General features: G+C 32.1%; 14 protein-coding genes. 4 read left to right on the top strand and 10 right to left on the bottom strand.

Annotation, left to right across the window (positions count from 1 at the left end):
• Position 1 precedes the first annotated feature (1 nt).
• The 8 genes from ACY2IJ_RS11385 to ACY2IJ_RS11350 all read right to left on the bottom strand — a co-directional run bounded on the left by ACY2IJ_RS11385 (position 2) and on the right by ACY2IJ_RS11350 (position 13,045).
• Entirely contained in the window at positions 2–1,555 is a 1,554-nt protein-coding gene (locus ACY2IJ_RS11385; protein ID WP_476724490.1) for a sulfatase family protein, read from the bottom strand.
• A gap of 13 nt (positions 1,556–1,568) precedes the next feature.
• Positions 1,569–4,553, bottom strand: coding sequence for a glycoside hydrolase family 2 TIM barrel-domain containing protein (locus ACY2IJ_RS11380; RefSeq protein ID WP_476724489.1), 2,985 nt, complete (start codon positions 4,551–4,553; stop codon positions 1,569–1,571).
• A 297-nt stretch (positions 4,554–4,850) separates the two neighbouring features.
• Positions 4,851–6,554 carry a sulfatase-like hydrolase/transferase gene (locus ACY2IJ_RS11375; RefSeq protein WP_476724488.1) on the bottom strand — a complete coding sequence of 568 codons (1,704 nt, stop codon included), beginning with the start codon at positions 6,552–6,554 and terminating at the stop codon, positions 4,851–4,853.
• Positions 6,555–6,662: 108 nt separating this feature from the next.
• A complete protein-coding gene (locus ACY2IJ_RS11370; protein WP_476724487.1) occupies positions 6,663–8,357 on the bottom strand; it encodes a sulfatase-like hydrolase/transferase in 1,695 nt (564 codons plus the stop codon).
• Positions 8,358–8,363: 6 nt separating this feature from the next.
• The gene (locus tag ACY2IJ_RS11365) at positions 8,364–10,214 is read right to left on the bottom strand and encodes a sulfatase-like hydrolase/transferase (protein WP_476724486.1); all 1,851 of its coding nucleotides are present in this window, start codon (positions 10,212–10,214) and stop codon (positions 8,364–8,366) included.
• A gap of 171 nt (positions 10,215–10,385) precedes the next feature.
• On the bottom strand, positions 10,386–11,786 hold the full coding sequence (locus ACY2IJ_RS11360) for a sulfatase family protein (RefSeq protein ID WP_476724485.1): 1,401 nt from the start codon (positions 11,784–11,786) through the stop codon (positions 10,386–10,388).
• Between the two features lie 146 nt (positions 11,787–11,932).
• A complete protein-coding gene (locus tag ACY2IJ_RS11355; RefSeq protein WP_476724484.1) occupies positions 11,933–12,691 on the bottom strand; it encodes a 3-keto-disaccharide hydrolase in 759 nt (252 codons plus the stop codon).
• Between the two features lie 6 nt (positions 12,692–12,697).
• On the bottom strand, positions 12,698–13,045 hold the full coding sequence (locus tag ACY2IJ_RS11350; protein WP_476724483.1) for a c-type cytochrome: 348 nt from the start codon (positions 13,043–13,045) through the stop codon (positions 12,698–12,700).
• 306 nt (positions 13,046–13,351) lie between these two features.
• Between ACY2IJ_RS11350 and ACY2IJ_RS11345 the strand changes: the two genes are divergently transcribed.
• A complete protein-coding gene (locus ACY2IJ_RS11345) occupies positions 13,352–15,268 on the top strand; it encodes a 3-keto-alpha-glucoside-1,2-lyase-like domain-containing protein (RefSeq protein WP_476724482.1) in 1,917 nt (638 codons plus the stop codon).
• A gap of 18 nt (positions 15,269–15,286) precedes the next feature.
• Positions 15,287–17,260: a sulfocyanin-like copper-binding protein gene (locus ACY2IJ_RS11340; protein WP_476724481.1), complete on the top strand. Its 1,974-nt coding sequence runs from the start codon at positions 15,287–15,289 to the stop codon at positions 17,258–17,260.
• A 90-nt stretch (positions 17,261–17,350) separates the two neighbouring features.
• Here the strand turns inward: ACY2IJ_RS11340 and ACY2IJ_RS11335 are convergent, their stop codons facing one another.
• Positions 17,351–18,748, bottom strand: coding sequence for a glycoside hydrolase family 28 protein (locus tag ACY2IJ_RS11335; protein WP_476724480.1), 1,398 nt, complete (start codon positions 18,746–18,748; stop codon positions 17,351–17,353).
• A gap of 395 nt (positions 18,749–19,143) precedes the next feature.
• Here ACY2IJ_RS11335 and ACY2IJ_RS11330 point away from each other — a divergent pair, with 395 nt between their 5' ends.
• A complete protein-coding gene (locus tag ACY2IJ_RS11330) occupies positions 19,144–23,316 on the top strand; it encodes a hybrid sensor histidine kinase/response regulator (protein ID WP_476724479.1) in 4,173 nt (1,390 codons plus the stop codon).
• A 129-nt stretch (positions 23,317–23,445) separates the two neighbouring features.
• Positions 23,446–24,339 (top strand): AraC family transcriptional regulator, encoded by an 894-nt coding sequence (locus ACY2IJ_RS11325; protein ID WP_476724478.1) that lies wholly within the window; start codon positions 23,446–23,448, stop codon positions 24,337–24,339.
• Between the two features lie 2 nt (positions 24,340–24,341).
• Here the strand turns inward: ACY2IJ_RS11325 and ACY2IJ_RS11320 are convergent, their stop codons facing one another.
• Positions 24,342–25,145 carry an alpha/beta hydrolase gene (locus tag ACY2IJ_RS11320; RefSeq protein WP_476724477.1) on the bottom strand — a complete coding sequence of 268 codons (804 nt, stop codon included), beginning with the start codon at positions 25,143–25,145 and terminating at the stop codon, positions 24,342–24,344.
• Positions 25,146–25,150: the final 5 nt, after the last annotated feature.

Genomic DNA, 25,150 nt, shown 5'->3' with positions numbered 1-25,150 from the left:
TTTATTTGTTTTGAGGTACGTTGTATGTATCTCTTAATTCTACAATTGCTTTTTTTAGTTTTTTAATTTCTTTTTGATAGGCTTTGTTGTGGTATTCATTTTTCATTTCTGATGGATCTTTTCTTAAATCAAAAAACTCCCATTGATCTATTTTGTAAAAATGAATCAGCTTAAAATCTTTAGAAACCACACCTTCGTGCTTCTGAATACTATGTCCTCTTGGATATTCGTAATAATGATAATACAAATTTTTTCTATCTTGTTTAAATCGTTTTCCTTGCATTAAAGGTTTTAAACTAACTCCTTGTATATCTTTTGGAATTTCTGTTTCTGCAAAATCTAAAATGGTTGGTGTATAATCTATATTCTGTACCAAATTTTGCGACACTTGATGGGCTGGGATTTCACTTGGACAATAGGCTATAAATGGAGTTCTAAAAGCTTCTTCGTACATAAAACGTTTGTCGTACCAACCGTGTTCTCCCAAAAACAATCCTTGGTCCGATGCATAAATAATTAAAGTATCGTCTTCTAAATTGTTTGCTTTTAAATAATCTAACAACCTACCCACATTATCATCTACCGATTTTACACAGGCTAAATAATTTTTCATGGTACGTTGGTATTTCCATCTTACTAAATCTGACCCAGCTAAGTTTGCTTTTTTAAAGGCTTCGTTTTCTGCATTAAAAGTAGCATCCATCATTGCTTTTTCCTCTGGCTTTAATCGTCCATAGGCTCTTTTCCACAAAGAACCATATTCATCTAAATACCTGTCTTCTTTTTCTTTTTTAGGAGTCCATAACTGACAATACCATCCTAAAGGCATTTCTGCCAATGTCATGTCTGTTTCTTTAGCAGCATCACTTCTGTTTTTATAAGTATCTAAGAGGTTGCTCGGCTCTGGAATTTTTACATCCTTAAACGTATTTAAATATTTTACAGGTGGCAACCAATTGGCATGTGGTGCTTTATTCCCCACAATCATCATAAATGGTTTTTGAGTATTTCTTCCTTTGTCTAACCACTGAATGGCTTTGTCGGTAATTACATCTGTTACATAGCCATCGGTTTTGTAAACTCCTTTTGAGTTCTTAAAATCGGAATGATAATAATCTCCTTGCCCAATTAACACATCCCAATAACTAAAACCTACCGGTTCTGTTTTTAAGTGCCATTTTCCTACAATTGCAGTTTCGTAACCGGATTTTTGCAATAATTTTGGCAAGGTTTGTTGATGACCATTGAACTTGGTCGCCAAATCTATCACCCCGTTTTTGTGACTGTGTTTTCCTGTTAAAATGGTAGCTCTTGATGGAGCACAAATAGAATTCCCGACATAACTTCTGTCAAATCGGATTCCTCCATTGGCCAATTTATCAATATTTGGAGTAGGTGCTATGTTTGCAAACCTATCTTTATACGCACTAATTGCCTGATAAGCGTGATCATCAGAAAGAATTAAAATCACATTCTTTTGAGCCCATGTTTTTGTTATTCCAAAAACAAAAATCAAAAAAGAAAGCACATAGAATTTAGGATTCTTTTGAAACATACTTTTCATTTTTTTATGGATTTACAGTTTGTACAGGAGACCAGCTACTGCTTTGTCCTTTTACAATTCTTTTGATTTTAAAATATAAAGGTTTGGTAATAGGATGGTTGACATCAACAGTCATCATTCCTCTAACATTGGTGGTAAATGTTTCTGATAAATTGCTTTTATCAAACCCATAAACTACGGTATACACCTCATCTTCAAAATCACTTGCATAACCTATCACTAGTTTTTCATCATCTATAAAAGACTCCCAAACAACAGGGGGTAATTTGCTGTTATTTAACTCTATAGAAACTTCTTTAGACATTGTACTTTCTCCTTTAGTATTAATGGCTATTAAAGCGATTGTATAACTGTTTTTAGACAAATTTTCTATATCTATAAAGTTTGAAATGGTCGGTTCTGTAAATTGATAGGCTCCTCCTTTAACTTTGTAAGCTACTTTGTATTCTTTTACTCCTACAGCCTTGGTAAAATATACTCGTGCATTATTTTGTCCTGCAATTACATTGTCTATACTAGGAGCATTAGGCACTGTAAAAAAGATTTCTTTTTTTCCTCTTTCATAACCTAAAGGATTTACAACTTTTACTTTTAACAGGTAAGCATTTAAACGCTTTTTTAAACGCAAACATCCTTTCCAGGTAGCACCTATTTCTATAGTAGGTAGTTTTATTTTTTGCTCATGTAACACTTCTCCTTTTTTATTGGTAAAAGTTGCCACCAACTGATAATTGTTCATTTGATAACTTGGATAATCCGAAGCTTCTTTGGACACAATTTCTACTGCAATTGATTTTTTAGAACGATCAATATCTTCTACTTTTAATATTTTTATAGGACTATTTTCTTTTTGAAAACGATCAAACAAACGTCTTTTTTGTCCCCATACATTTACCACTCCCCAAACTCTATTTTCTTCGGCAGAAGTACCTGCATATCCACTTCGATAATCGTTAAACGTCCACATAGATGAACCGATAACAAACTGATTCTTTCCTCTAAAATGTTGATTCCATTCTGATACAATTGGTTTGTCCCCATCTAAAGAAGCTGTTGGATATGGATCAAAACCATACTCTGAAATAAAGATGGCTTTTTTAGGCCATTTTGTTCTTAGTGTATTTAATATTTCTTGAGGTTCTCCTTGCCAACGATACATGTTGTGCATAATTACATCTACATGTGTATTAGGATCTGTAGTTCTAGTATAAGCTTTCTTTTGTCCTGAATTACTTACGCAAGTTACCAGTCTATGCTCATCTAATTCTGTACGAACATAGTCCATCATTTTTTTGGCATAATCATAATGATTAGACAACTCATTCCCTACACTCCAACCAATAATACTTGGGTGGTTGTTGTCTCTTTCTATCATTTCCTTTAACCAAGATTTGACCAATGGATACTCTGGAGCTGTAAATTCAGGATTTGTTAAATCACGAACGTTTACTTCTTCAAACAATAAAATTCCTTTTCTATCGCATAATTTAATCAACTCCTCGTTTTGGGTTCCGTGCATGATACGCATAAAATTGGCTCCCGATTCTTTCATTAAATCCACATCACGTTCTAAAATTTCTATGGGTTCTGAAGATCCGTAATAACGATTTTCACTTACTCTATTAAACCCTCCTGTTCTTACAGGTTCTCCGTTTAAAAGTAATTGCGAGTCTGTAACTTCTATTTTTCTAATTCCAAAATCGTTTACTTTAGCATCTAACTCCGTTTTATTTTCTGTAATAGTCGTTTGCAACGTATACAAAGTAGGATTGTCAAAATGCCATAATCGTACATCTTTTGCTTTTAAATTAGCCGTTAACACAATAGTTTTACTACTATTAGGAGCTATTTCGACTCCTTTTTCTGTTAACTTTAAACTTCTAATTTCTTTAATTTTAGACAATACATTTACTTTTCTAACACTGTTAGAATTGTTTTCTATCTTAATTTTTAAACTTACTGCTGCTGTTCCGTTTTCTAAATTTGGTTCTGCGTGTATGTATTGATTTTGTATGCGAACGTTTTTTTGTTTTTTAAGCTGAACTCCTCTAATAATTCCACCCCAATTCCAAGTAGCTCCAACAATAAAAGCATTGTTTACTTCTACAGCAATTACGTTTTTTTCTCCAAACTTTACATCATTAGTAACATCAAACTCAAAAGGAGTTAATCCCCCTTGATGTGTTCCGATGTATGTTCCATTTAAGTACACCTTAGCTAAATGATAAACTGCCCCAAATTGAATTCTAATTTTTTCATCCTTTTTTGAGGACCAATTAGAAGGCAATTCAAACGATTTACGATACCATCCTATTCCTGTATAATTAGAATAAGAATTGATCATTCCCCAATGCCCTGGTACTTTTAAATTGTGCCAATCAGCATCATTAAAAGAAGGTAAATAAACCTGACTAGGCGTTTTTTTAGCTTTTGTATAAGATGCTTGGGAAATAGGTTTTAACATAACCGCATCTGCAGCAACTTGCCCTTCGGTTATGGCTGTAATTTCTATGTAATTGTCATCGTTTTTATCAAACTGATAAATCCCCACGCTAATCCATTCTCCGCAAAAAATACGCTGACTAACATATTTAGTTGTTATATCTCCTGCATGTTTTATATTACACTGAGAGGTTAAATGACTAGAAAAAGGATATCTTACAAAGGCTTCGTAATAACCAGATTTTTCTAGGTTCGGACGAAAACGCACATAATTGTCTTTACTTTCTCCTTTTACAAAGTTCCTAGCTAAATAATCATCTTTATAAAAACTAGTTTCTCTTGCTCCTTGTTTTTTAGATTTCCAGTTTCCTTTTACCTCAACTTTCTGAGTATCTGAATTGTCTATCACAATATCATCGGCATTAGTTTGTACATTTAAGTAATTGTACCCTTGCCCATATATCGTGTTAAATTTCCAAGTTCCATTTAAAGAAAACACTCCATGTTCTTTTTGCTGAGCAGCTAATTTTTGAACTGTTACAAACATTATTATTAGAGTACAAATTCTAAATATATTCACTTTCTGATTTGTATTAAATTTCATATTTATTCTAAAATTGAAGATTCTAATTTCTTAAAAAGAAGTATTGCTTTTTCTAAGTACATAAAGATACTACTCCCCTAACAATCCTTAATTAATTTTGCGATTTTAACACTAAAAACCCCTTTTTTTTCAACGGAAACGTTATCGAAAACCCTAGCTTTAAACAAACTGTAATCTAAACTACTACCTCTAAAAACCTGCAACAAACGTTACAGGTATTTAGGAGTTTTTATAGTTTGCTTATTGGTTCTTCTTCTTTTTTTGTTGTTTGGCTTTTTTTAAAGCCTTCTTCTTTGCTAATTTTGCTTTTTTAGCGGCTTTTAATTGTGCTAATTTCTTTTGATGTTTTTCTGACAAGGGTCCGTGTTGAGCCTCATCAAACATATCAAACCTAGGCAAGACTTTATTCAAAGCATCTCTTTCTGCTCTAAGTTCTGACGGCACCTTGCTCCAATCTTTAATTTCAGGAAAACTTATTAAATCTGACGGATATTCTCTTACATCGTACCATTTGTTCAATCCATCTTTTAACACTTTTTCTCCCCTAATTATCTGTAAATTATCTTTGTAACCATACACCCAATCTCTATGTGTTTTTTTATTGGTGGTTAAAAACGGCATTAAACTTTCTCCATTAATTTCATAATCTTTAGGAAATTGAAACCCAACAATTTCGGCAAGAGTTGGCAAAATGTCTGACAAATTCATTAATATATCTTGTTCTCCTTTTTTGGTAAATCCAAGTCCTGGCCCATACATTATAAAAGGAACATGCGTTCCCTTTTGAGATTCTGGATTGTTTTTTCCGTACTTGCTAGAACCATTGTCTGCACAAAAAATAATCAACGTGTTGTTGTCTATTTTTAATTCTTTTAATTTTTTTAGATACAACCACATTTGGTAATCTAAATAATTTACATGACTGTGAATTCCGCTTGGTGATAAAGAATTATGCATATCGTAAACCCCATTTGCTCCTGTTACATTAGGTTCTTCTCTTGTATATTTCCCGTTTTCCCAAGTTATTTTTGGAGTTTCAATCCATTTTAAATCTGAACGCTTTGGATTGAAATAATTCATGGCAGCATGACCTAAATGCGTGGTATGATAGACAAAAAAAGGTTTATCTTCTTTTACTTTTCTTTCCATAAAATCAAAAATAAAATCCAATTCTACATCGGGACCATATGTATTTAATCCGTAATCTTTTTTAGATTCTGCTGTGTTTGGCCACCACTCAAATTGTTTTTTAGAGCTTGGGTGATTCATTAACATTACATGAGGTTTCCAATACCAACTAGACGATGCGTAATATGGATAATCTAAGGGCTTACCCGTATCTTGATTGATCAATTCTTTTTTACCATTCACTTTTACTTGTTTTAATGTAAAACTTGAATATGGATTTTCTCCCAATTCTGTTATAGATGATTCTCCTGGAGTAAACACTCCTTCATCAAACCCAAACTTTTGCAAATTTTTATTACGCATTTGACTTTTACCAGACCACATGGTAGCATATCCTCCTTTTTTAACTACATGACCAATGGTTAATGGAGAACTTTCAAACAATGGATACGAAGCTAAGTTTCCATCTTCATCTGTATAACTTCCTATAGTGCTGTTTCCCCACCATTTGTGTAAATGCGGATATCTACCTGTCATTAACATAGCTCTACTAGGAGAACAAACTACAGATGCCCATGCTGTTTTTACATACATTCCTTCTTTGGCAATTTTATCTAAAACAGGGGTTTGGGCTCTTACTTTTTTATCTTGTGTATTTTTATTTCCTGTAACAGAACTCCAAGTATCTGATTTGTATATAGGAAATTCACGCGCACTGATATCGTCGGCCAATATTAAAATAATATTGGGTTTTTGTTTTTTTTGAGCTACTACCGCCATGGTAGCTAGCATTATACATACTATTATTTTTTTCATCATCTTTTAAATTTATAGATTATTATTCTTCTTCGGAAACGTTACCGACAGGTATAAACCAAAAGAACCAGTAATTTTCATTACTGGTTCTTGTTAGCGTTGCAAAACTTATTTGTTTTTCTTGTTTTTATTTTTTGCTTTTTGTTTGGCTCTTTTCTTAGCTTTTAGTGCTTTTAACTTTTCCGCTTTTAAAGCCTCTTGTTTTTCTACTTGTTGTTTTTGCTTGGCTGTTAAAGGTCCGTGTCTTTGAGTCTTAAATGTATTAAATTTAGGCAGTATTTTTAACAACTCTTGCTTTTCTTTAACTGCTTGACTAGACATTGTACTCCAATCTTTAATAACGGGATAACTAATTAAGTCTGATGGGTTTTTGCTGACATCGTACCATTTGTTATAACCATCTTTTAACACATGCTTACTTCTAATAATTTGTTGTCCATCTTTATAACCATAAATCCAATCTCTGTGTTCTTTTTGATTGGTTGTTAAGAAAGGCCACAAACTAACTCCGTTAATTTTGTAATCTTTAGGAATTGTAACTCCTCCTATTTCTGCAATAGTAGGCAATACATCTGCTAAGTTTACCAACACATCTTGCTCTCCTTTTTTGGTCAACCCTAAACCAGGTGCATACACAATAAAAGGGACATGCGTTCCTTTTTGAGACTCTGCACTGTTTTTCCCATACCCCCAGGTTCCATTGTCTGCACAAAAAATAACAATGGTGTTTTTATCTATTTTTAAATCTTTTAATTTTTGCAAATACAAAGACATTTGATAGTCTAAATAATTGATATGATTGTGAATACCTACTTCTGTAACAGTTCCATGTGTGTTGTACACTCCGTTATCTCCGGTTACGTTTGGAGTTGTTCTTTTGTATTTACCATTTTTCCATTTCACTTTGGGGGTTCCCGGCCATTTGTTATGACTTGTTGGATTTAAAAAATCAAATCCATCATGTCCTAAATGCGATGTATGATAGACAAAAAAAGGTTTCTTTTCTTTGGTTTTACGCTCCATAAAATCAAAAATAAAATCCAATTCAACATCAGGTCCATAGGTATTTAATCCATATTCTTTTCTAGATTTTGCTGTGTTAGGCCACCATTCAAATTCTTTTTTAGAAGTGGGATGATTCATTAACATTACGTGAGGTTTCCAATACCAACCAGCTTGATCATAGTAATCTACTTTTTGCTTGGTGTCGTTATTTAGCATTACTTTTTTTCCATCTACCTTTTGAGTTTGAATTCTAAAGTCTGTATAAGGATTATCTCCTACGTGTGACGATTCTCCTGGTGTAAAAACCCCTTCATCAAAGCCATATCTATTTAAATTAGGATTACGCATTTGAGTTTTACCTGCCCACATAGTAGCATAGCCACCTTTTTTAGCCACAACCCCAAGATTTAAAGGAGAACTTTCGTAAAAAGGATAGGTTACAATTTTCCCTTCCTCATCGGTATATTTTCCTGTGGTTTTGTTTCCCCACCATTTGTGTAAATGTGCGTATCTACCCGTCATCATCATGGCTCTACTTGGTGAACAGACAACAGCTGCCCACGCTGTTTTAATATACAACCCTTCTTTTGCTATTTGATCTAACACCGGAGTTTGAGCTCTATATTGTAAATCTTGAGTATTTCCTCCTACAGGTGGACTCCAAGTATCTGACTTGTAAATAGGTAATTCACGAGCACTAATATCATCGGCCAATACTACAATAATATTTGGCTTTTTATTTTTTTGTGCCACTAATAAGTTGGCCAACATTAAAAAAAGTATACTTATTTTTTTCATCTTCTTTTAGTTTTTAAAATCTTTTAATTCGGGTATTATGTTAGAGGGAATGTCTAGCTTTTTATCATCAGAACCTTTGGCAAAATTGCTAATCTTATACTTGTCTTTTTGGCTCCAATCTATTTCTACACGACCATCACCCAACACAATATTGGTTAATTTTTTACGGAACCATTCCGTCAATTTTTTATAGTCTTTAGTTAACGCTACATTGTTTCTTTCATCAGGATCGTTACGCAAATCAAACAAAGCTACCTCTACCGTTTCTAAACTTTGTGTTCTTGCCCAATCTAAACCTGTACCTGGAGGAACTTGTTTTCCTGGTTTTGAGTTTTTTTCTTTGATACGCATAGAAAAAGCAAATTCTTTTCCTCTTAAATAAGCTCTTGGTCCGTAAACATGATTCATTTCTCCCAATACATATTCTTTTTCTTTTTCCAATCCACTGGCTACTTTGCTTAAATCAATTCCATCTAAATATTGGTGTTGTGGACTGTTAATATCTTCTTTAGCTGCTGATAATACGGTGGTAAAAATATCTACATATTCTACAAAAGCTTTGCTTACTTTGTTTTTAGGATACCATTTTGTGTTAGATCCTGCCATAACTATAGCTCCGTTATTTGAAGTGTTATACGGTGCAAATTTGGCTTCTAATCCTTGTTCTCCTAAATGCCATCCGTGATCTCCCACAGTTAAAATAATTACATATTCCTGATTGTTTTTTTTGCTAAAATCTTTAAAATCTTGAATAGCTTCTCCAATCAACGCATCACCATAGGCACAAAAGGCATAATAATCTCTAACAGCTTGTTGTTTTTCTGCTGCTGTCAATCCATCTATTTTCATGGACTGATATAATTTTACCAACTGCGGAGGCAATTTGCTTAATTCTTCTTTTTTATCAAAAGCTGGAATTTTATACGTTTTGTTTTTAAACTGATCTCTAAATTCTTTTGGAGGTAATACTGGTGTGTGTGGTAAATGAAAATTTAAACTCACAAATTGTGGTTGTTTTTCTTTGGGTCCGTTTACATTTCTACCCGATAAGGTTTGATATGCTTGGTTCTGATGCTTTAAATAATTTTGGTATTCTTTTACAATAAAACCATCTAAAGTTTCTCCTGCAGGTCTTGGACTTACACCTCCAATAATCATATTTTCTTGTTTGCGAGTATAAGCTCTAAGAATTTCTAATTTTTCATCAACCTTTTTAAATTGTTCTTTGTGAGCTGCATCTTTTGCTTCTGGCACTACTTCTAGCTTACTTCCATCGCTATACAAAAAGGCTTCTATTTGTAATGGTTTTTCACCTTTTACTTTTAGTTTTCCTTTGTTATCAAAATCAGTATATCCTTTAAGAATTAAATCATTCTTGTAATTTACGTTTACATCATAATAACCTGGGTCTGTCCAACTTGGCCTACTTTTCTTTTCGTCCCACTCTAAAATTCGATATCCCGATTTACCAAACAAGGCTGTTCCGTAACCTATTTCTTTTAAGACCTGTGGCATCATAGGTTTGGTAATGGATACTTTATTGTGAGCTTGTTCAAAACCTGTGACTCCGTTATGGTGTGGATACAAACCTGTCATCATAGAACTACGAGAAGGAGCACACGCTGGAGAGTTGCAATAGGCATTGGTAAACAACGTTCCTTCTTTGGCCAGTTTGTTAATATTTGGAGAACTTACATAACCTAGCTTACTTTCTTTTTGTCCTAAAACAGCTTGGTTGACTGCCTCAATAGCATCTGCTCTATGATCATCTGTTACAATCCATAAAATATTAGGCTTGTTTTGTTGCGCATTTAATCCTGCGAATACAAAAATTAAAGCATAGAAAATTTTATTCATTTCTTTTTGTTTATTGGTTTACGTTAGCTAAGACTTTTTTAAAAGCCAAAGTTTAATCTTAAGGCTTTAGAACTACAACACATATGTGTTCACATGAAACACTTATGTTTTTTGTATTAAAAAACCCTTAGTAAATACTAAGGGTTTAAATGGTTCTAATAATTGTATAAATTATTTGTTTTTATCGCCAGCCATGGCTTTATTAAGAATTGTTTGCCTCTTTTTTTCTTCTCTATTACAGTTAAACAAATGAGCATCTTCCCAAAGTGGTGTAACGTTGTCTTGAGCCCAAGTCTTGTATTTTTGTTTTAATTTTTCAACAATCTCAGGATGGTTGGCTGCAATGTTGTGATTTTCATACGGATCTTTATCTATATCAAACAACAAGGTTTCTTTTTTATAATAAGAGTCAATTAACTTGTAATTTTTATCTCTTACGGCATATCCTTCTCCTCCCGAATATTGCCAATACATAGGTCTTTCTTTTAAACTTTTTTTCTTTTTAGTAAGAATAGGCAACAAATCTACTCCATCTAATTTTTTACTAGTTGGTTGCTCTATATTGGCTGCCGATAAAATGGTAGGAAAAATATCTAACGCAATAATTGGCTTTTTATATACTCTGTTCCCTTTTACTTTTTTAGGCCAAGAAATTAAGAAAGGCTCTCTAATTCCCCCTTCAAACAACATTCCTTTATGTCCTCTATATGGATAACTACTTGCTCCGTGAGAATGCCCTCCGTTGTCGCTATAAAAAATAATTAAAGTGTTTTCGTACTCTCCTGTGTCTTTTAATTTCTGAATTACTTTTCCTATTCCAGCATCCATACCAACTACCATGGCAGCATAAGCCGCTCTTTCTCCATTTTCTATATGCTTTACTTTGTCTACATATTCTTTTGTGGCTTGTATAGGTGCGTGTGGAGCATTGTATGCTAAATACATAAAAAACGGTTTTTCGTTTTTAGAATACTTGTCTATATAATTTACTGCTTCGTTAGAAAAATCGTCTGTTAAATATGTTAATTCACTTTTAGGAACTATGTTACCATCTCTAACCACACCTAGTTCTTTGTTTTTTTCTGTAGTATTTCCCCAATAGTTTAAACCACCTCCACTAAAACCAAACCAATCATCAAAACCTCTATTGTTTGGCAAAAATTTGTTTGCATTTCCTAAATGCCACTTTCCTATAGCACAGGTTTGATAATTATTTTTTTGTAACAATTCAGAAATCATTAATTCATTTAAAGGCAAACCAATAACAGTATCTTCACTTTGTTTTGTGTTTTCTGGATTGTTTTCGTGTCCAAATTTTTGTTGATATCTACCTGTTAACAATCCTGCTCTACTTGGGCTGCAATATGGGTGAGATGAATATCCTTGACTAAAAACAACTCCTTCTTTTGCTAGTTGATTTAAATTGGGTGTAGGAATATCTGTAGCTCCGTTAAATCCAACATCTCCCCAACCTTGATCATCTGATAAGATGATTAATACATTGGGCTTTTTTTGTGCCGTAGCAACCCAAACGGTAGCTAAAAAGAATAGTGTACTTATTTTTTTGATCATTCTAATTTGATTTTTTAACGGTAGCAAGATTGTGAAAACTTTATTTTAGAAGCACCACAAACGTTTCTGTTCTAAACAGATATGATTAAAAAAAGCATTTTTACGTAAATTGTAAAAATGCTTTTTTTAATATTTGTAAATGTTAACTAATCAATTTCTCTAACCCATATATTTCTATAACTAACAGGACTCCCATGGTCTTGTAATTTAATAGGAGCTTTGCCATGTGAAGTATATTTTGGAATTCCTATATATTTTGTAGGTCCTTTTAAAACAAAATGATCTTGAATTAAAACTCCGTTATGCAACAATGTTAAGGTTGCTGGCTTTACAAGTTCATCCCCTTTAAATTCTGGAGCATGATAAATAATATCATACGTGTTCCATTCACCTGTTGGTACTAAAGCTTTTGCCAACGGAACAGATTGCTTGTACACAGAACCCACTTGACCGTTTACATAAGTATCATTGTTGTTGTTGTCTAAGATTTGAATTTCATAACGTCCTTGTAAAAACACACCACTGTTCCCTCTACCTTGACCGCTTTTTACAATTTTAGTTGGCGATTTCCATTCAATATGCAATTGCATTGATCCAAACTTTCTTTTTGTCTGAATAGTAGCATTCTTTTTAGATGCTCCTTTGTAAACCGTCATGCATTTTTCTTGCGTGTTTAGTTTCCATGTAGGTTTGCTTTTATCTGTAGATGTTTCCCATTCTTCTAAACTAGTTCCATCAAACAAAACAATAGCATCACTTGGCACTCCATTTTTACTGTATGGTTCTACTACTGGTGGAATAGGTTTATATACTTCGGTATCTTTGGGGTTTGCCTCATCTTTTTTTTGTGAGTATGTAGTTACTCCACACAAAAGCAAGCCCATAAAAAAGATTCTTTTTTTCATTATTTCTTATTTTAAAGAATTAATCCAAGCAGCTAATTTTAAACCATCTTCTTTAGTTACAAAAGACAAAGGTGCCATAGGGGTTTTATAGTCTGGCCAGTTTTTAGGTTCTGGTTTGTAAATTAATTCTACTATTCTTTCATTAGAATAATTCCTTTTGGCAATTTCTTTAAAAGGAGGACCTACCATTTTTTTATCTTTTTTATGGCAACCAATACAAGCATTTTTAATTAACAAAGGCTTAATTTCCTCATCTGTTAAAACAGGTATGTTCGATTTTTCTTCTTTTTTTTGTTGTGCTTGTGCACTAAAAATCATTGCAAAAGCAAAAATAAATGTGAATACGTATTTCATGTGTATATTTTTTATGCTATTAAATTCTCTTATAATAAAGTTAAAGTAAAGTTTATTTCTAGCTTGTTTTTTAAAGATACAACTTGTGTAGAAATAATTGTACCTTAAAAATTTTTATAAAAATCTTATTTATTTTTTAAAAAATAGTTTGATTTTAGTCAGTGAATAATTTTGAACATTCAAAAACAATAAGTTTAATACTTTTACCCTAATTGTATTCATTTATTAAACAATCTAGTTTTTAATCTAAAAATACACAAAACATCTAGGAAATAATTCCGAATCATATTTTAACAAAACCTTATAATGAAAAACAAAATACTATCCTATCTGGTGCTTAGTTGCTTTCTTTCACTTGGAAGTATGGTGGCACAAAAACAACAAACTTCTATTCCTTTTACCAACATAAGTTTAGATGATTTGTCTGAATTTAAAAAAACTGGAGAAAATTGGAAAGTAGCCTCATCTGTTTCTATTGACAGAACCAAAAGAAGAACCATTTTTAGTAACAAAGGAAAAGGAGTGTTGGTAAACACCAATGATCAGAAAAAAAACAAACACATTGTTACCAATTTTGAACATGGTGACATAGAATTAGAGCTTGATGTTATGATGCCTGTTGGTTCTAACTCTGGAATTTATTTTCAAGGACGTTATGAAATTCAATTGTACGATAGCTGGGGTGTAAAAAAACCTAAATATAGCGATATTGGTAGTGTATATCAACGTTGGGATAAAAACAAGAAAAAAGGAGAACAAGGATATGAAGGAACCGCTGCTTCTGTAAACGCAGCAAAAGCTCCAGGATTATGGCAACATTTAAAAATAATTTTCCACGCTCCTAGATTTAACAAAAAAGGAGAAAAAATTAAAAATGCTTATTTTGAAGAAGTGCAATTGAATGGTGTTTTAATTGTAGAAAACGCTGAAGTATCTGGACCTACAAGAGGTGCTATGTTTGGAAAAGATGAAAAAGAAATGGGACCTATTGTTTTACAAGGAGACCACGGGCCTGTTGCTTTTAAAAACATAAAATACAAATTGTACAACAAAGACAATAAAATACAAATCAAAAACATTACTGCATCTATTTACGAAAGCAACAAAAAAATTAACAATGTAGATGCCATCAATCAACTAAAGAAAATAAAAACAAATCGTGTAGATGCCATTACCCCATTAACGCATGTGCAAAAAAATGCTAAAAATTTAATTGCTTACACAGGTACTTTTAACATTCCAGAAACCGCTAATTATGTTTTTGAGATGAGAGTCTTTGGTGGTGCTTTATTAGCTATTGCTAATAAAACTCTTATGAGTATAAACGAAAACAATGCAGAAAAACCCAACTATAAATCTATTCAATTAGAAAAGGGAGAGATTCCTTTTACTGTTGTATTCAATCAAATAGGAAGATGGGGGCAACGTGGTTTTGAACTTTTTGTAGAAGGTGAAGGAATGCAACGTCATTCTATTCAGAAAAGAAAAATGTCTGAAAGAGAAGAAGCCAAAACACACATGAGATTTTTAATTATAGAACCTAAAGACAATAAAGTTGTTACACAACGTAGTTTTATAATGCACAACAAAGTAAAAAGAACACACTCTATTTCTGTTGGATTTCCTCAACAAATGAATTATGCTTACGATTTAGAAACAGGTTCTTTATTGCATGTATGGAGTTTGAATTTTTTAAACGCTACACATATGTGGCACTCTAGAGGAAAAGAGCAATTAGGAATCCCTGAAGGACCTACCATTTCTTTTCATGGTGATGAAGATTTTGCTTTCTTAAAAAACAAAGATGCTAATTGGCCTAAAGAAAACTACAACACTAAAAAACAATTGGCTAAAGGGTACCAAAAAAACACTCATTTAATTCAAAAAGGATACAGTGTAGATGCTGTAAACAACCCTACATTTATTAGCGAATTAAACGGTACTTCTATTCACAACAAATTTGTTCCTTCCACATCAGAAAGAAAACTTACTCGCCAAATTACTACAGATTCTACATCAGAAATATGGCATAAAATTACAGAAGCTCCTCATATCAAAAAAGGAACTGATGGAGTTTATATTATTAACGACAACAACTATTACATAGAGTTCCCTAAACAACATAATGAACGTCCGATTATTCGTTCTAAAAACGGAGTAGACGAATTGCTAATTAAAATTCCTCAAGGAAAACAAAACACTGAATACAATATTATTTGGTAATTAAAAAAGTAGAAAACAATGAAAATAACTTATAAAATACTAGCAATTACTACTGCCCTTTTAATTGGTAAAGCAGGAATTGCTCAAAAAAAGAACAAAGTTTTAAACAAACAATTGGCAGAACAAGAAGCTGACTACTATAAAATTGTAGATGTTCCTATTCCTAAAGACATTACTTTAGAAGTTGGAGGTTTAGCTTTAACAAACGATCATAAATTAGGTGTTTCTACACGTAGAGGTGAAGTTTGGCTTATAGACAACCCGAATACCCAAAGTCCTAAATACAATTTATTTGCAAGTGGTATGCACGAAGTTTTAGGGCTTGCATACAAAGACAATTCTTTCTTTGCTTCTCAACGTGGAGAACTAACCCAATTAATTGACAACAACAAAGATGGAAAAGCAGACTTGTATAAAACTTTTTTCTCTTGGCCTTTATCTGGAAACTACCATGAATATTCTTACGGACCAAGAGTAGATAAAGATGGAAACATGTTTGTACACCTAAACGTTACCTGGGCAGGTGGCGGAAGAAGTTTTTCTAAATGGAGAGGATGGCTATTAAAATTTAACAACAAAGGAGAAATGACTCCTTTTGCTGCTGGATTTAGATCACCTGCTGGTTTAGGAATTATGCCTAATGGAGATGTTTTTTACTCAGAAAACCAAGGAGACTGGGTAGGTTCTGGTAGAGTAACTCACATGGAAAAAGGAGATTTTGCTGGGCATCCTGAAAGCTTAAGATGGACTAGCGAACTGAATTCACCTTTAAAACTAAAACCATCAGACATTAAGTCGGGACACCTTTCTATTTATGAATATGGTAAAGAATTAAAAGCTCTAAAAGCTCCTGCAATATGGCTACCACATACCATTTTAGGTACTTCTACTTCTGATATATTGTTTGATACAACAAACGGAAATTTTGGGCCTTTTGAAGGACAAATGTTTGTTGGAGACCAGGGGAATAGTAGAATTGTTCGTGTTTGTTTAGAAAAAGTAAACGGAGTATACCAAGGTGCTGCCTTTGGTTTTGTTGAAGGATTTTCTTCGGGAGTATTGAGAATGATTTGGAGTAACGACAACAGTATGTTTGTAGGTATGACTAGCAGAGGTTGGTCTTCTATTGGTAGAAAAATGTATGGATTGCAACGCTTGGTTTGGACAGGAAAAGTTCCTTTTGAAGTAAAAACAATGAAAGCTTTAAACGATGGATTTGAATTAGAGTTTACCAAGCCTGTAAGTAAAAAAATAGCTGAAGACATTACCAACTACAAAATAGCTTCGTTCACTTACAAATATCACGAAACTTATGGTAGTCCAATAGAAGAATTACAAAACGCAATGGTACACCATGCTAAAGTTTCTAAAGATGGATTGAAAGTAAAACTAACCGTACACGGTATGCGTTTAGGATATATTCACCAAATAGAAATGCCTACGTTAACATCTAAATCTGGAGAATTGTTATTACACAACAAAGGTTTTTACACACTAAATGAAGTTCCAGGTGGTGCCTTAAAATCTGCACACATGGCCATGCCAAAAACTCCTAAAAAAGTAGTTCATCAGCCAAAACGTGCAAACAAAATACCTAGTGAATGGGGCAACAAAGAAGCCGATGAAAAAATAGAACTTGGAACCGTTCCTGGGTTACAATACAATTTAAAACAAATAACCATTAAAAAGAATTCTAGAATTCAGTTAACCTTAAATAATAACGATGATATGTTACACAACATGGTTATTATGAAACCTGGAGCAGAAACTCCAACAACTGTTGGGAACATGGCTCTACAACTAGGATTAGAAGGTCCTGAATTAAGTTATGTACCTGATACTGATTTGGTTTTATTCCATTCAGGAATTGTTGGTCCAGAAAGTTCTGAAACTATTTATTTTACTGCTCCTAGTAAACCCGGACAATATTGGATTGTATGTACATTCCCTGGGCATGCATATACCATGAGAACAAAATTAATTGTGGAATAGAGTTTTATTTTAAACCCTCAAAAACACATTCAAACAAAAAAAGGAGCAACCTAGCTAGGTTGCTCCTTTTTTTTGTTGAGTTTTAACAAACTACTTTAAGACAATGTCTTTTTTTGCTATTTTTTTGCTATTTACATAAACCTTATCTAAATCATAATTCTTTACATCGTCTAAAACCACAGCCGGACGTTCCTCTTTATTAACGGTAAAAATGTGAATATTATTTAAATACAATCCATTCATATGACGAGCATAAATTCCTGAAGCTGGAATAGGCACTCCTACTTTTTTAAACTCAGGCCACCAATTTCCTAATGTTTCTAAAGTGTATTCTTTTATTTCTCTTTTAGCATCTTCTTTAGTTCCCCCTCCTGCAACAGTCATTTGAATATTGTTCAATTGCACATCAGTTATATCATGATTAGGCATTCCTGTAATAAAAATTGCTGAATTTACATCTAACATTCTATTATCTGCAATTATTCCATTAAAAATAAAACTATGCATTGCTTTCATAGGTAACATTTCTTTAGGAGCATCTGCTCCAGCTCTTTGTTGGCAAAAAGTCATAAAAATAGGTCTTGGTACATTACGCATAACAATGTTAGAAAACACCATATTTTTCATTTCTGCACCTTCATTCATCTGAATTTTAAATCCGGAGTCTTGAATATCATGAAAAGTACAATTGCTTACTGTTACCGAGTTAAAATCTCCTCTAGAAGCCAGTCCAATTCTCATAGCTGCCCACTTACTTTTAAATACACAATTGGTAATGGTAATATCTTCACAGGGTTTGTCGGGTCTAGAAGTTTGTAAACAAATAGAATCATCACTGGTATCAAAAGATGAATTTGTAACTCGTACATTGGTACACCCATCAAAATCTAACCCATCACCATTGTGATTAATTCTACTTTTTATTTTAATACCATTAACCGAAATTTCGTCACAATACAACCAAGCAGAAGTCCAAGCAGCAGGATTTTGTAAAGTTATATTGTTCATACGAATGTCTTTACAGTTTAAAAAACGCAACAACATAGGACGACCATTACCCTCTTTTTTTCTAAAATTCTTTGGACTTCCGTTTCCATCTATCGTTCCATATCCTTCTATGGCAAATGATTTTGCTTCTTTAGCAAAAATCAAACACCTGTCCATGTGAGTTTCGTTTTTATAGGTGTTTTTATGAGTATCGGTTGTGTAATCTTCATAATTTGGACTTCCTAACAAAACAGCTCCGTTTTCTACCCTAAGAGTAACAAAACTCTTTAAATAAATGGTTCCAATAACAACGGTTTTTCCTGCAGGAATTAATACGGTACCTCCTCCATTTTTGGTACAAGTATCTATGGCATTTTGAACCGCTTTGGTATCTTTTGTAATTCCATCGGCTTTGGCTCCAAAATCAAGAACATTGTAATTGTTGGCAAAAATAGATAATTGTACAAACAACATGGTGCTAAAAAGAACAACTTTCATCATAAATTTATGGTCTATATTAAATTGATATTTACCAAAGCTAAAACTAATTTACAAGTAAAAAAAAGGGAAACACATATGTAATACACAATGGGTAAAAGGCATCATTTTTAATACACATACAATCTAGTTCTTAAAACGATACAAAACGAACTACAAAAGAGCTAGTCTTAAAAATCATCTATACAATACTTAAAAACATATGTGTTTGGGTTTACTTATACATTCTTAACTATTTTAAAGAAATTTAGGGGCTTTTAAAACAAAATCAAAAAATAATTTTAAACCCAAAGTACTCTTTACTATCTTAACTGTAAATTATTTTTTTTTAGAAAAAACAAATCACACATAAATATTTTATGCATCAACACTGTATCAAGACATACGTAGTAAAACTTTTGCTATTCATATCTTTATTTACCTACGCACAAGTCCCTATTAATTTTCATCATATTTCTGTAAATGATGGATTGTCACAAAGTGATGTAAATACTATTTATCAGAATAAAGATGGTTATATGTGGTTTGGAACTCATGATGGTCTTAACAAGTATGATGGGTATCAATTTAAACACTACAAACCTCAAAAAAACAAAAACAGCTTAAGTAGTAATTTAATTTTTAGAATTACTGGAGATGATAATCATAATTTATGGATAGGAACCACGGGGAATGGTTTGAACTTTTTAGATACTTCTAAAGAAAAATTTCATCATTACAAGCACAACCCTAAGAACAGCAAAAGTATTAGAAACAATTACATTAGTGCTCTTTTAATTGATCATGAAAAAAATCTTTGGATAGGAACCAATGAAGGTCTTGATTTTGTAGACTTATCTGCGCATAGAGATAGTCTAGTTTTTAAACATTTAGATTTTCCTATAAAAGTAAACAACAATAGAATTACCGCAATATACCAAACCAAAAAGGGAGCGCTATTAATAGGAACTAACAAATACTTTTACCAGGTAAAACAAAAAGGAAAGGAATTCCAATTAATCAACATAAATGCTGAATACGGAATTCCTACAGGAATTATTAAAAGTATTGTAGAAGACGAAAACGAACGTCTTATTATTTCTGTTTCTCAAGACTTTTACATTCAAAATACAAACCTAAATATTCGTAAAAAGTTTATAAAATTTTACAGCACTACAGGAGTTTCTAACATTATTATTGACAATAAAAACAACATATGGGTTGGTACTATTAAAGGGCTTTTACATTTTGAAAATACAGGAAACAAACCTAAGCTTATAAACATTTATAAAGATTCTCCTGAAAACCCTTATAGCTTAAACAAAAATATTATTACTTCTTTGTACAAAGACCAAACAGGTATTATTTGGATAGGTACAAACGGAGGAGGAATTAACAAATTTGACCCTAAAAACAAGCCTTTTCTACATGTTAAAAAAACATCTGACCCAAAGAGTTTAAGCTACAACAAAATAAGAGCAATTTACACCGATAGCAATAACGATTTATGGATAGGAACAGAAGGAGGTAAGTTAAATAAAGAAATAAAAACAGATCAAAAATATAGTGCTTTTGAACACCTTTTTAACGTTACAAAAACGTTTGCCATTTCAGAAGTTAAAACCAACGGAAAACTTTTCTTACTATTAGGAACCGAAGGAAGAGACTCTTTTCATTATATAGATATTACCAACCCAAATCAAAAAGCATTTTACAAACAAAAAATAATTCCACAAATTAAAGGAAGTGTTTTTACCATATATGTAGACCACAATAATTATGTATGGGTTGGAACTTACAGCAAAGGAGTGTACGTTTTTCAAATTGATAAAAACAACCAGTTTGTGTTAAAAAATCATTTTACAAACAACCCTAAAGACCCTGGAAGTATTTGTGGTGTTATTATTCGAAAAATATTTCAAGACTCTAAAAAGAATTTGTGGTTTGCTACCGGAACCGGATTAAGTAAACTGTCTTATACAGAAATTAACAAAAAAAATCCTACGTTTATTAATTATAAAAATCACGAAGACAATCCTAAGAGTTTAAGCCTAGACTACACCCTAACTATACACGAAAGTAAAAAAGGGGAACTTTGGATTGGAACCCTTGGAGGTGGATTGAACAAATTAGTTTCACCTCTTTCTGAAAAAAACGCACAGTTTAAAGTTTATACTGAAAAAGATGGATTGCCTAACAATGTAATTAAAGGAATTTTAGAAGACGATAAAGGATATTTATGGGTTTCTACCAATAATGGAATTTCCAAATTTAACCCCGAAAAAGAAACCTTTAAGAACTATAATATTCACGATGGCCTACAAAGCAATGAATTTCAAGAATTAGCCTGTTTTAAAAGAAAAGACGGAGAAATGTTGTTTGGTGGAATAAATGGTTTTAATGCTTTTTACCCTCAAAAAATTAAAGACAACCCTTACCAACCTGAAACACATATTACCAAAATTTCGTTATTTAATAACGAAATAGAATTGGGAAAAAGCTACGATGGAAACATACTTTTAACAAAATCTATTCAGAACACTACCAAAATAGAACTTAAACACGATCAGAATAGCATTTCTTTTGAGTTTGCTGCCTTACAATACTCTTCCCCACAAAAAAATCAATACGCATACAAGCTAAGTGGTTTTGAAAACAAATGGAACTATACCAATTCCACAAAACGTTTTGCTACTTATACCAACTTATCTCCAGGTATTTATACTTTTAGTGTAAAATCATCTAACGGAGATGGTATTTGGAACAACACTCCTAAAAAAATAGTTATAGAAATTACTCCTCCTTTTTGGAGAACCATTTGGGCCTACATTCTATATGCACTAATTGCAATAGGACTATTAATTGCTTTTTGGAAATTTACCATTATCAAAACAGAAAAAAAGCACGAGTTAGAATTAGAACATATTGAAAAGGAAAAATACAAAGAACTACAACAAATGAAATTGGAATTCTTTACCAATATTTCTCATGAATTTAGAACTCCATTAACCTTAATTAAAGGTCCTTTAGAATACTTACAAGCTAAAATAGGTACATTAGATCAGAATGTAATCAGACACCAATATCAATTAATGGAGAAAAACACAGAGTATTTACTGCGTTTGGTTACTCAGCTTTTAGATTTTCAAAAAATGGACAAAGGGCAAATGAGCCTTACTGTTTACAACAAAAATATTGCACGCTTTATTAAAGAAGTTGCAGAACCTTTTAAATTTATTAGTGAAAAGAAAAAAATTAAATACAGTGTTAAAACTCAAGATGAGAAAATTTACACCTACTTTAATCCTGATGCTCTAGAAAAAATAATGAATAATTTATTATCTAATGCATTTAAATTTTGCCCAGAAAACGGAATTGTAGAAGTATATGTATACGTTAAAAAAACATTTCATTCAGAAAAACTAACTAAAAAAACAGTCTACAATAAATTAGTTATAGAAGTTAGAGACTCTGGTTCTGGAATTTCAGATGCCAAAAAACAAAGAATATTTAACAGATTCTATAGCAATTCTGCCAAAGAGCTAGCCAACCCAACAGGAACAGGTATTGGATTAAGTTATACCAAAAGCTTAATAGACTTACACCAAGGAACTATTATAGTGGTAGATAATGAATGGGGAGGATCTACATTTGCTGTAAATTTACCCATAGATAAACAAGCATATATAGACAAACCTAACATTGTATTTGGAACCAAACAAGACAATGTAAACACAACCACTGCTTATGTTTCATCTACACATCAAATATCTGTACAAGATCAGGAAGAAGATGATGAAATTATAGGACAACGATCACAACTACCTATTGTTTTAGTTGTAGATGACAACAAAGACATTCGTTCCTTCATCAAACAATCGTTAAAAGAAAGCTACAACATATTAGAGGCCGAAAATGGCTTAAAAGGATATGAGCTAGCTAAAAAACAAATACCTAATATTATTATTAGTGATTATGTAATGCCTGAAATGGACGGTGTAGAATTCTGTAAAAAATGTAAAGAAACCTCAGAAATTAGTCATGTTCCTTTTATATTACTAACAGCCAAAACATCTGAAGAACATCAATTTACTGGTTTAGAAAATGGTGCTGATGATTATATTACCAAACCCTTTAACCTAGAGTTACTTCAACTAAAAATTAAAAATATAATTCACAAAAGAGACAGTCTTAGAAAACGTTTCAATCAAGAAATTATTCTAAAACCAGAAGATGTAACCGTTACTTCTGCCGATGAACTTTTCTTAGAAAAGGCTATGGAAGTTGTAGAAAAAAACATGATGAACACAGAATTTAGCGTAGAAATGCTGGTTAAAGAGATGAGTGTTAGTAGAAGTAATTTGTACTTAAAACTAAAAGAAATCACAGGTTTATCTTCTAGTGAGTTTATTAGAAGTATTCGTTTAAAACGAGCAGTACAACTGTTAGAAAAAAGTGATTTATCTGTTAAAGAAATTATGTATATGACAGGTTTTAACAGTCCGTCTTACTTTGCAAAATGCTTTAAAAAACAATTTAACATGACTCCTAGCGATTATATTCAACAAAACAATCTTGGAGACAAAACCTAAAATTTTAGCTACCAACAAGTAAAAAAGCTTCTTTTAATCGAGAAGCTTTTTTTGCATAGCTTATAATTTTAACCAATCTATATATTTAACTATATTAGCACGAACCAAAACATTATTATCATTACAAATATGGATTCTAATTCTAAAAAAATTGTTGTTTCTCTAGAAAAAATAGAAAAAAAAGAACATGCTTCATTTTATACAGGAGTCTACAAACAACAATATTTTAACGGAAATTGGCACTACCATCCAGAATATGAACTTTTATTAATTAAAGAAGGAGCAGGAACTCGTTTGGTGGGAGATCATGGAGAAAAATTTGAAGTGGGTGATTTGGTTTTATTAGGTAGCTTTTTACCACATGCTTGGATTACAGACAAAAATTATTTAGAAGAGCATCCTAACAAATTTTGTGAATCGATTTACGTTCAGTTTAAAAAAAATATTTTTGGATCTAGTTTTGTGAATATTCCCGAATTAAAAGGGGTTCGAAAAATACTGCGACTATCTTCTAGAGGTCTAAAAATTGAAGGGCAGTACAAAAATCAAATCATTTCTTTGCTAGAAGAAATGCCTAAAGAGAATGCATTTAATCAGTTAATAAAGCTTTTAAAAATTCTAAATTTGGTTAGCATTAGTGACTATAGCATTTTAGCATCTGAAGATTATTTAAATGAAAATTTTCAATTTAAATCTCATCGAATGTTAAAAATTCATGAGTATTTAATGGAAAACTACAACCAAAATATAGATATTAAAACATGTGCAGAAATGGCCAATATGACTTTACCTTCTTTCTGCAGATATTTTAAAAATGAAACTCAAATGATTTTTTCTGATTATTTGAATCATATTAGAATAGATTTTTCTAAAAGATTCTTAACAAATACAGATATGGCTATTAAAGAAATTGGCTACGAATGTGGTTACAATTCTGTTCCTTACTTTAACAAACAGTTTAAAAAAATAGTAGGAGAATCGCCTTTTAAATTTAGAAAAAACAGTCGTGAAATTCATCATTAACCTTATAGCAAATTGTTAAAAAACAAAATGGTTTCCTTAATATGGGTTTCCCAGTATATCCATTCGTGTTTTCCTGGGTTTTCTTTATAAATATGTGAAATTCCTTGTTTGGTTAGCTCTTCATGCAATTTTCTATTCCCATCTATCAATTCATCATCTACACCACAATCAAATCTAAATGCAGGCAAACGGTCTTTATTCTGTAAAGCCGTTTGTAAAACAGAATTATTTTCCTCTGTGTTTTGTTTGTAATACTCTAAACTTTCTTCTACAAACAATTCCATCTCTTTTATATGGGTAATAGAAGACAAACCAGAAACTCCAGTAAATTTATTGCAATGTTTTAAACCTATTCTTAAAGCTCCAAAACCTCCCATAGACAAACCTGAAATAAACAATTTAGATTTTTCTGAAGCTTGGGGAATTAATTCAACCGTAGCATTAATGACATCTTCTACAATCCATTTTTCAAAGTCTACACCTGTGTAATGTGGTACATAAGCACTTCCATCTCCCCACAAACCATCAGATGGCATTACCACAATCATAGGTTTAATTTCACCAGATTCAATCCATTCTTTCATTTTTAAATGAATTCCTGTTTTTTGAGACCAAATCCAATGGCTTCCGTAAACACCATGTAACAAAACAACAATTGGCAAATCTTTATAATCTTCTTTATCTGTAGGTACAAAAACACTAAGATCTCCTCTTCCTTTTAAGTTTTTACTTTTAACGGTAATGTATCTTAAATTATTAGATTCAAATTGTGTATCTGATAGCTCTGTGGTTCTAAACTTTGACATAGGTA

It is taken from the genome of Wenyingzhuangia gracilariae, from assembly GCF_056387575.1.
Note: the sequence above shows the minus strand (reverse complement) of the source record. Positions and strands in the feature narration are given on the sequence as shown.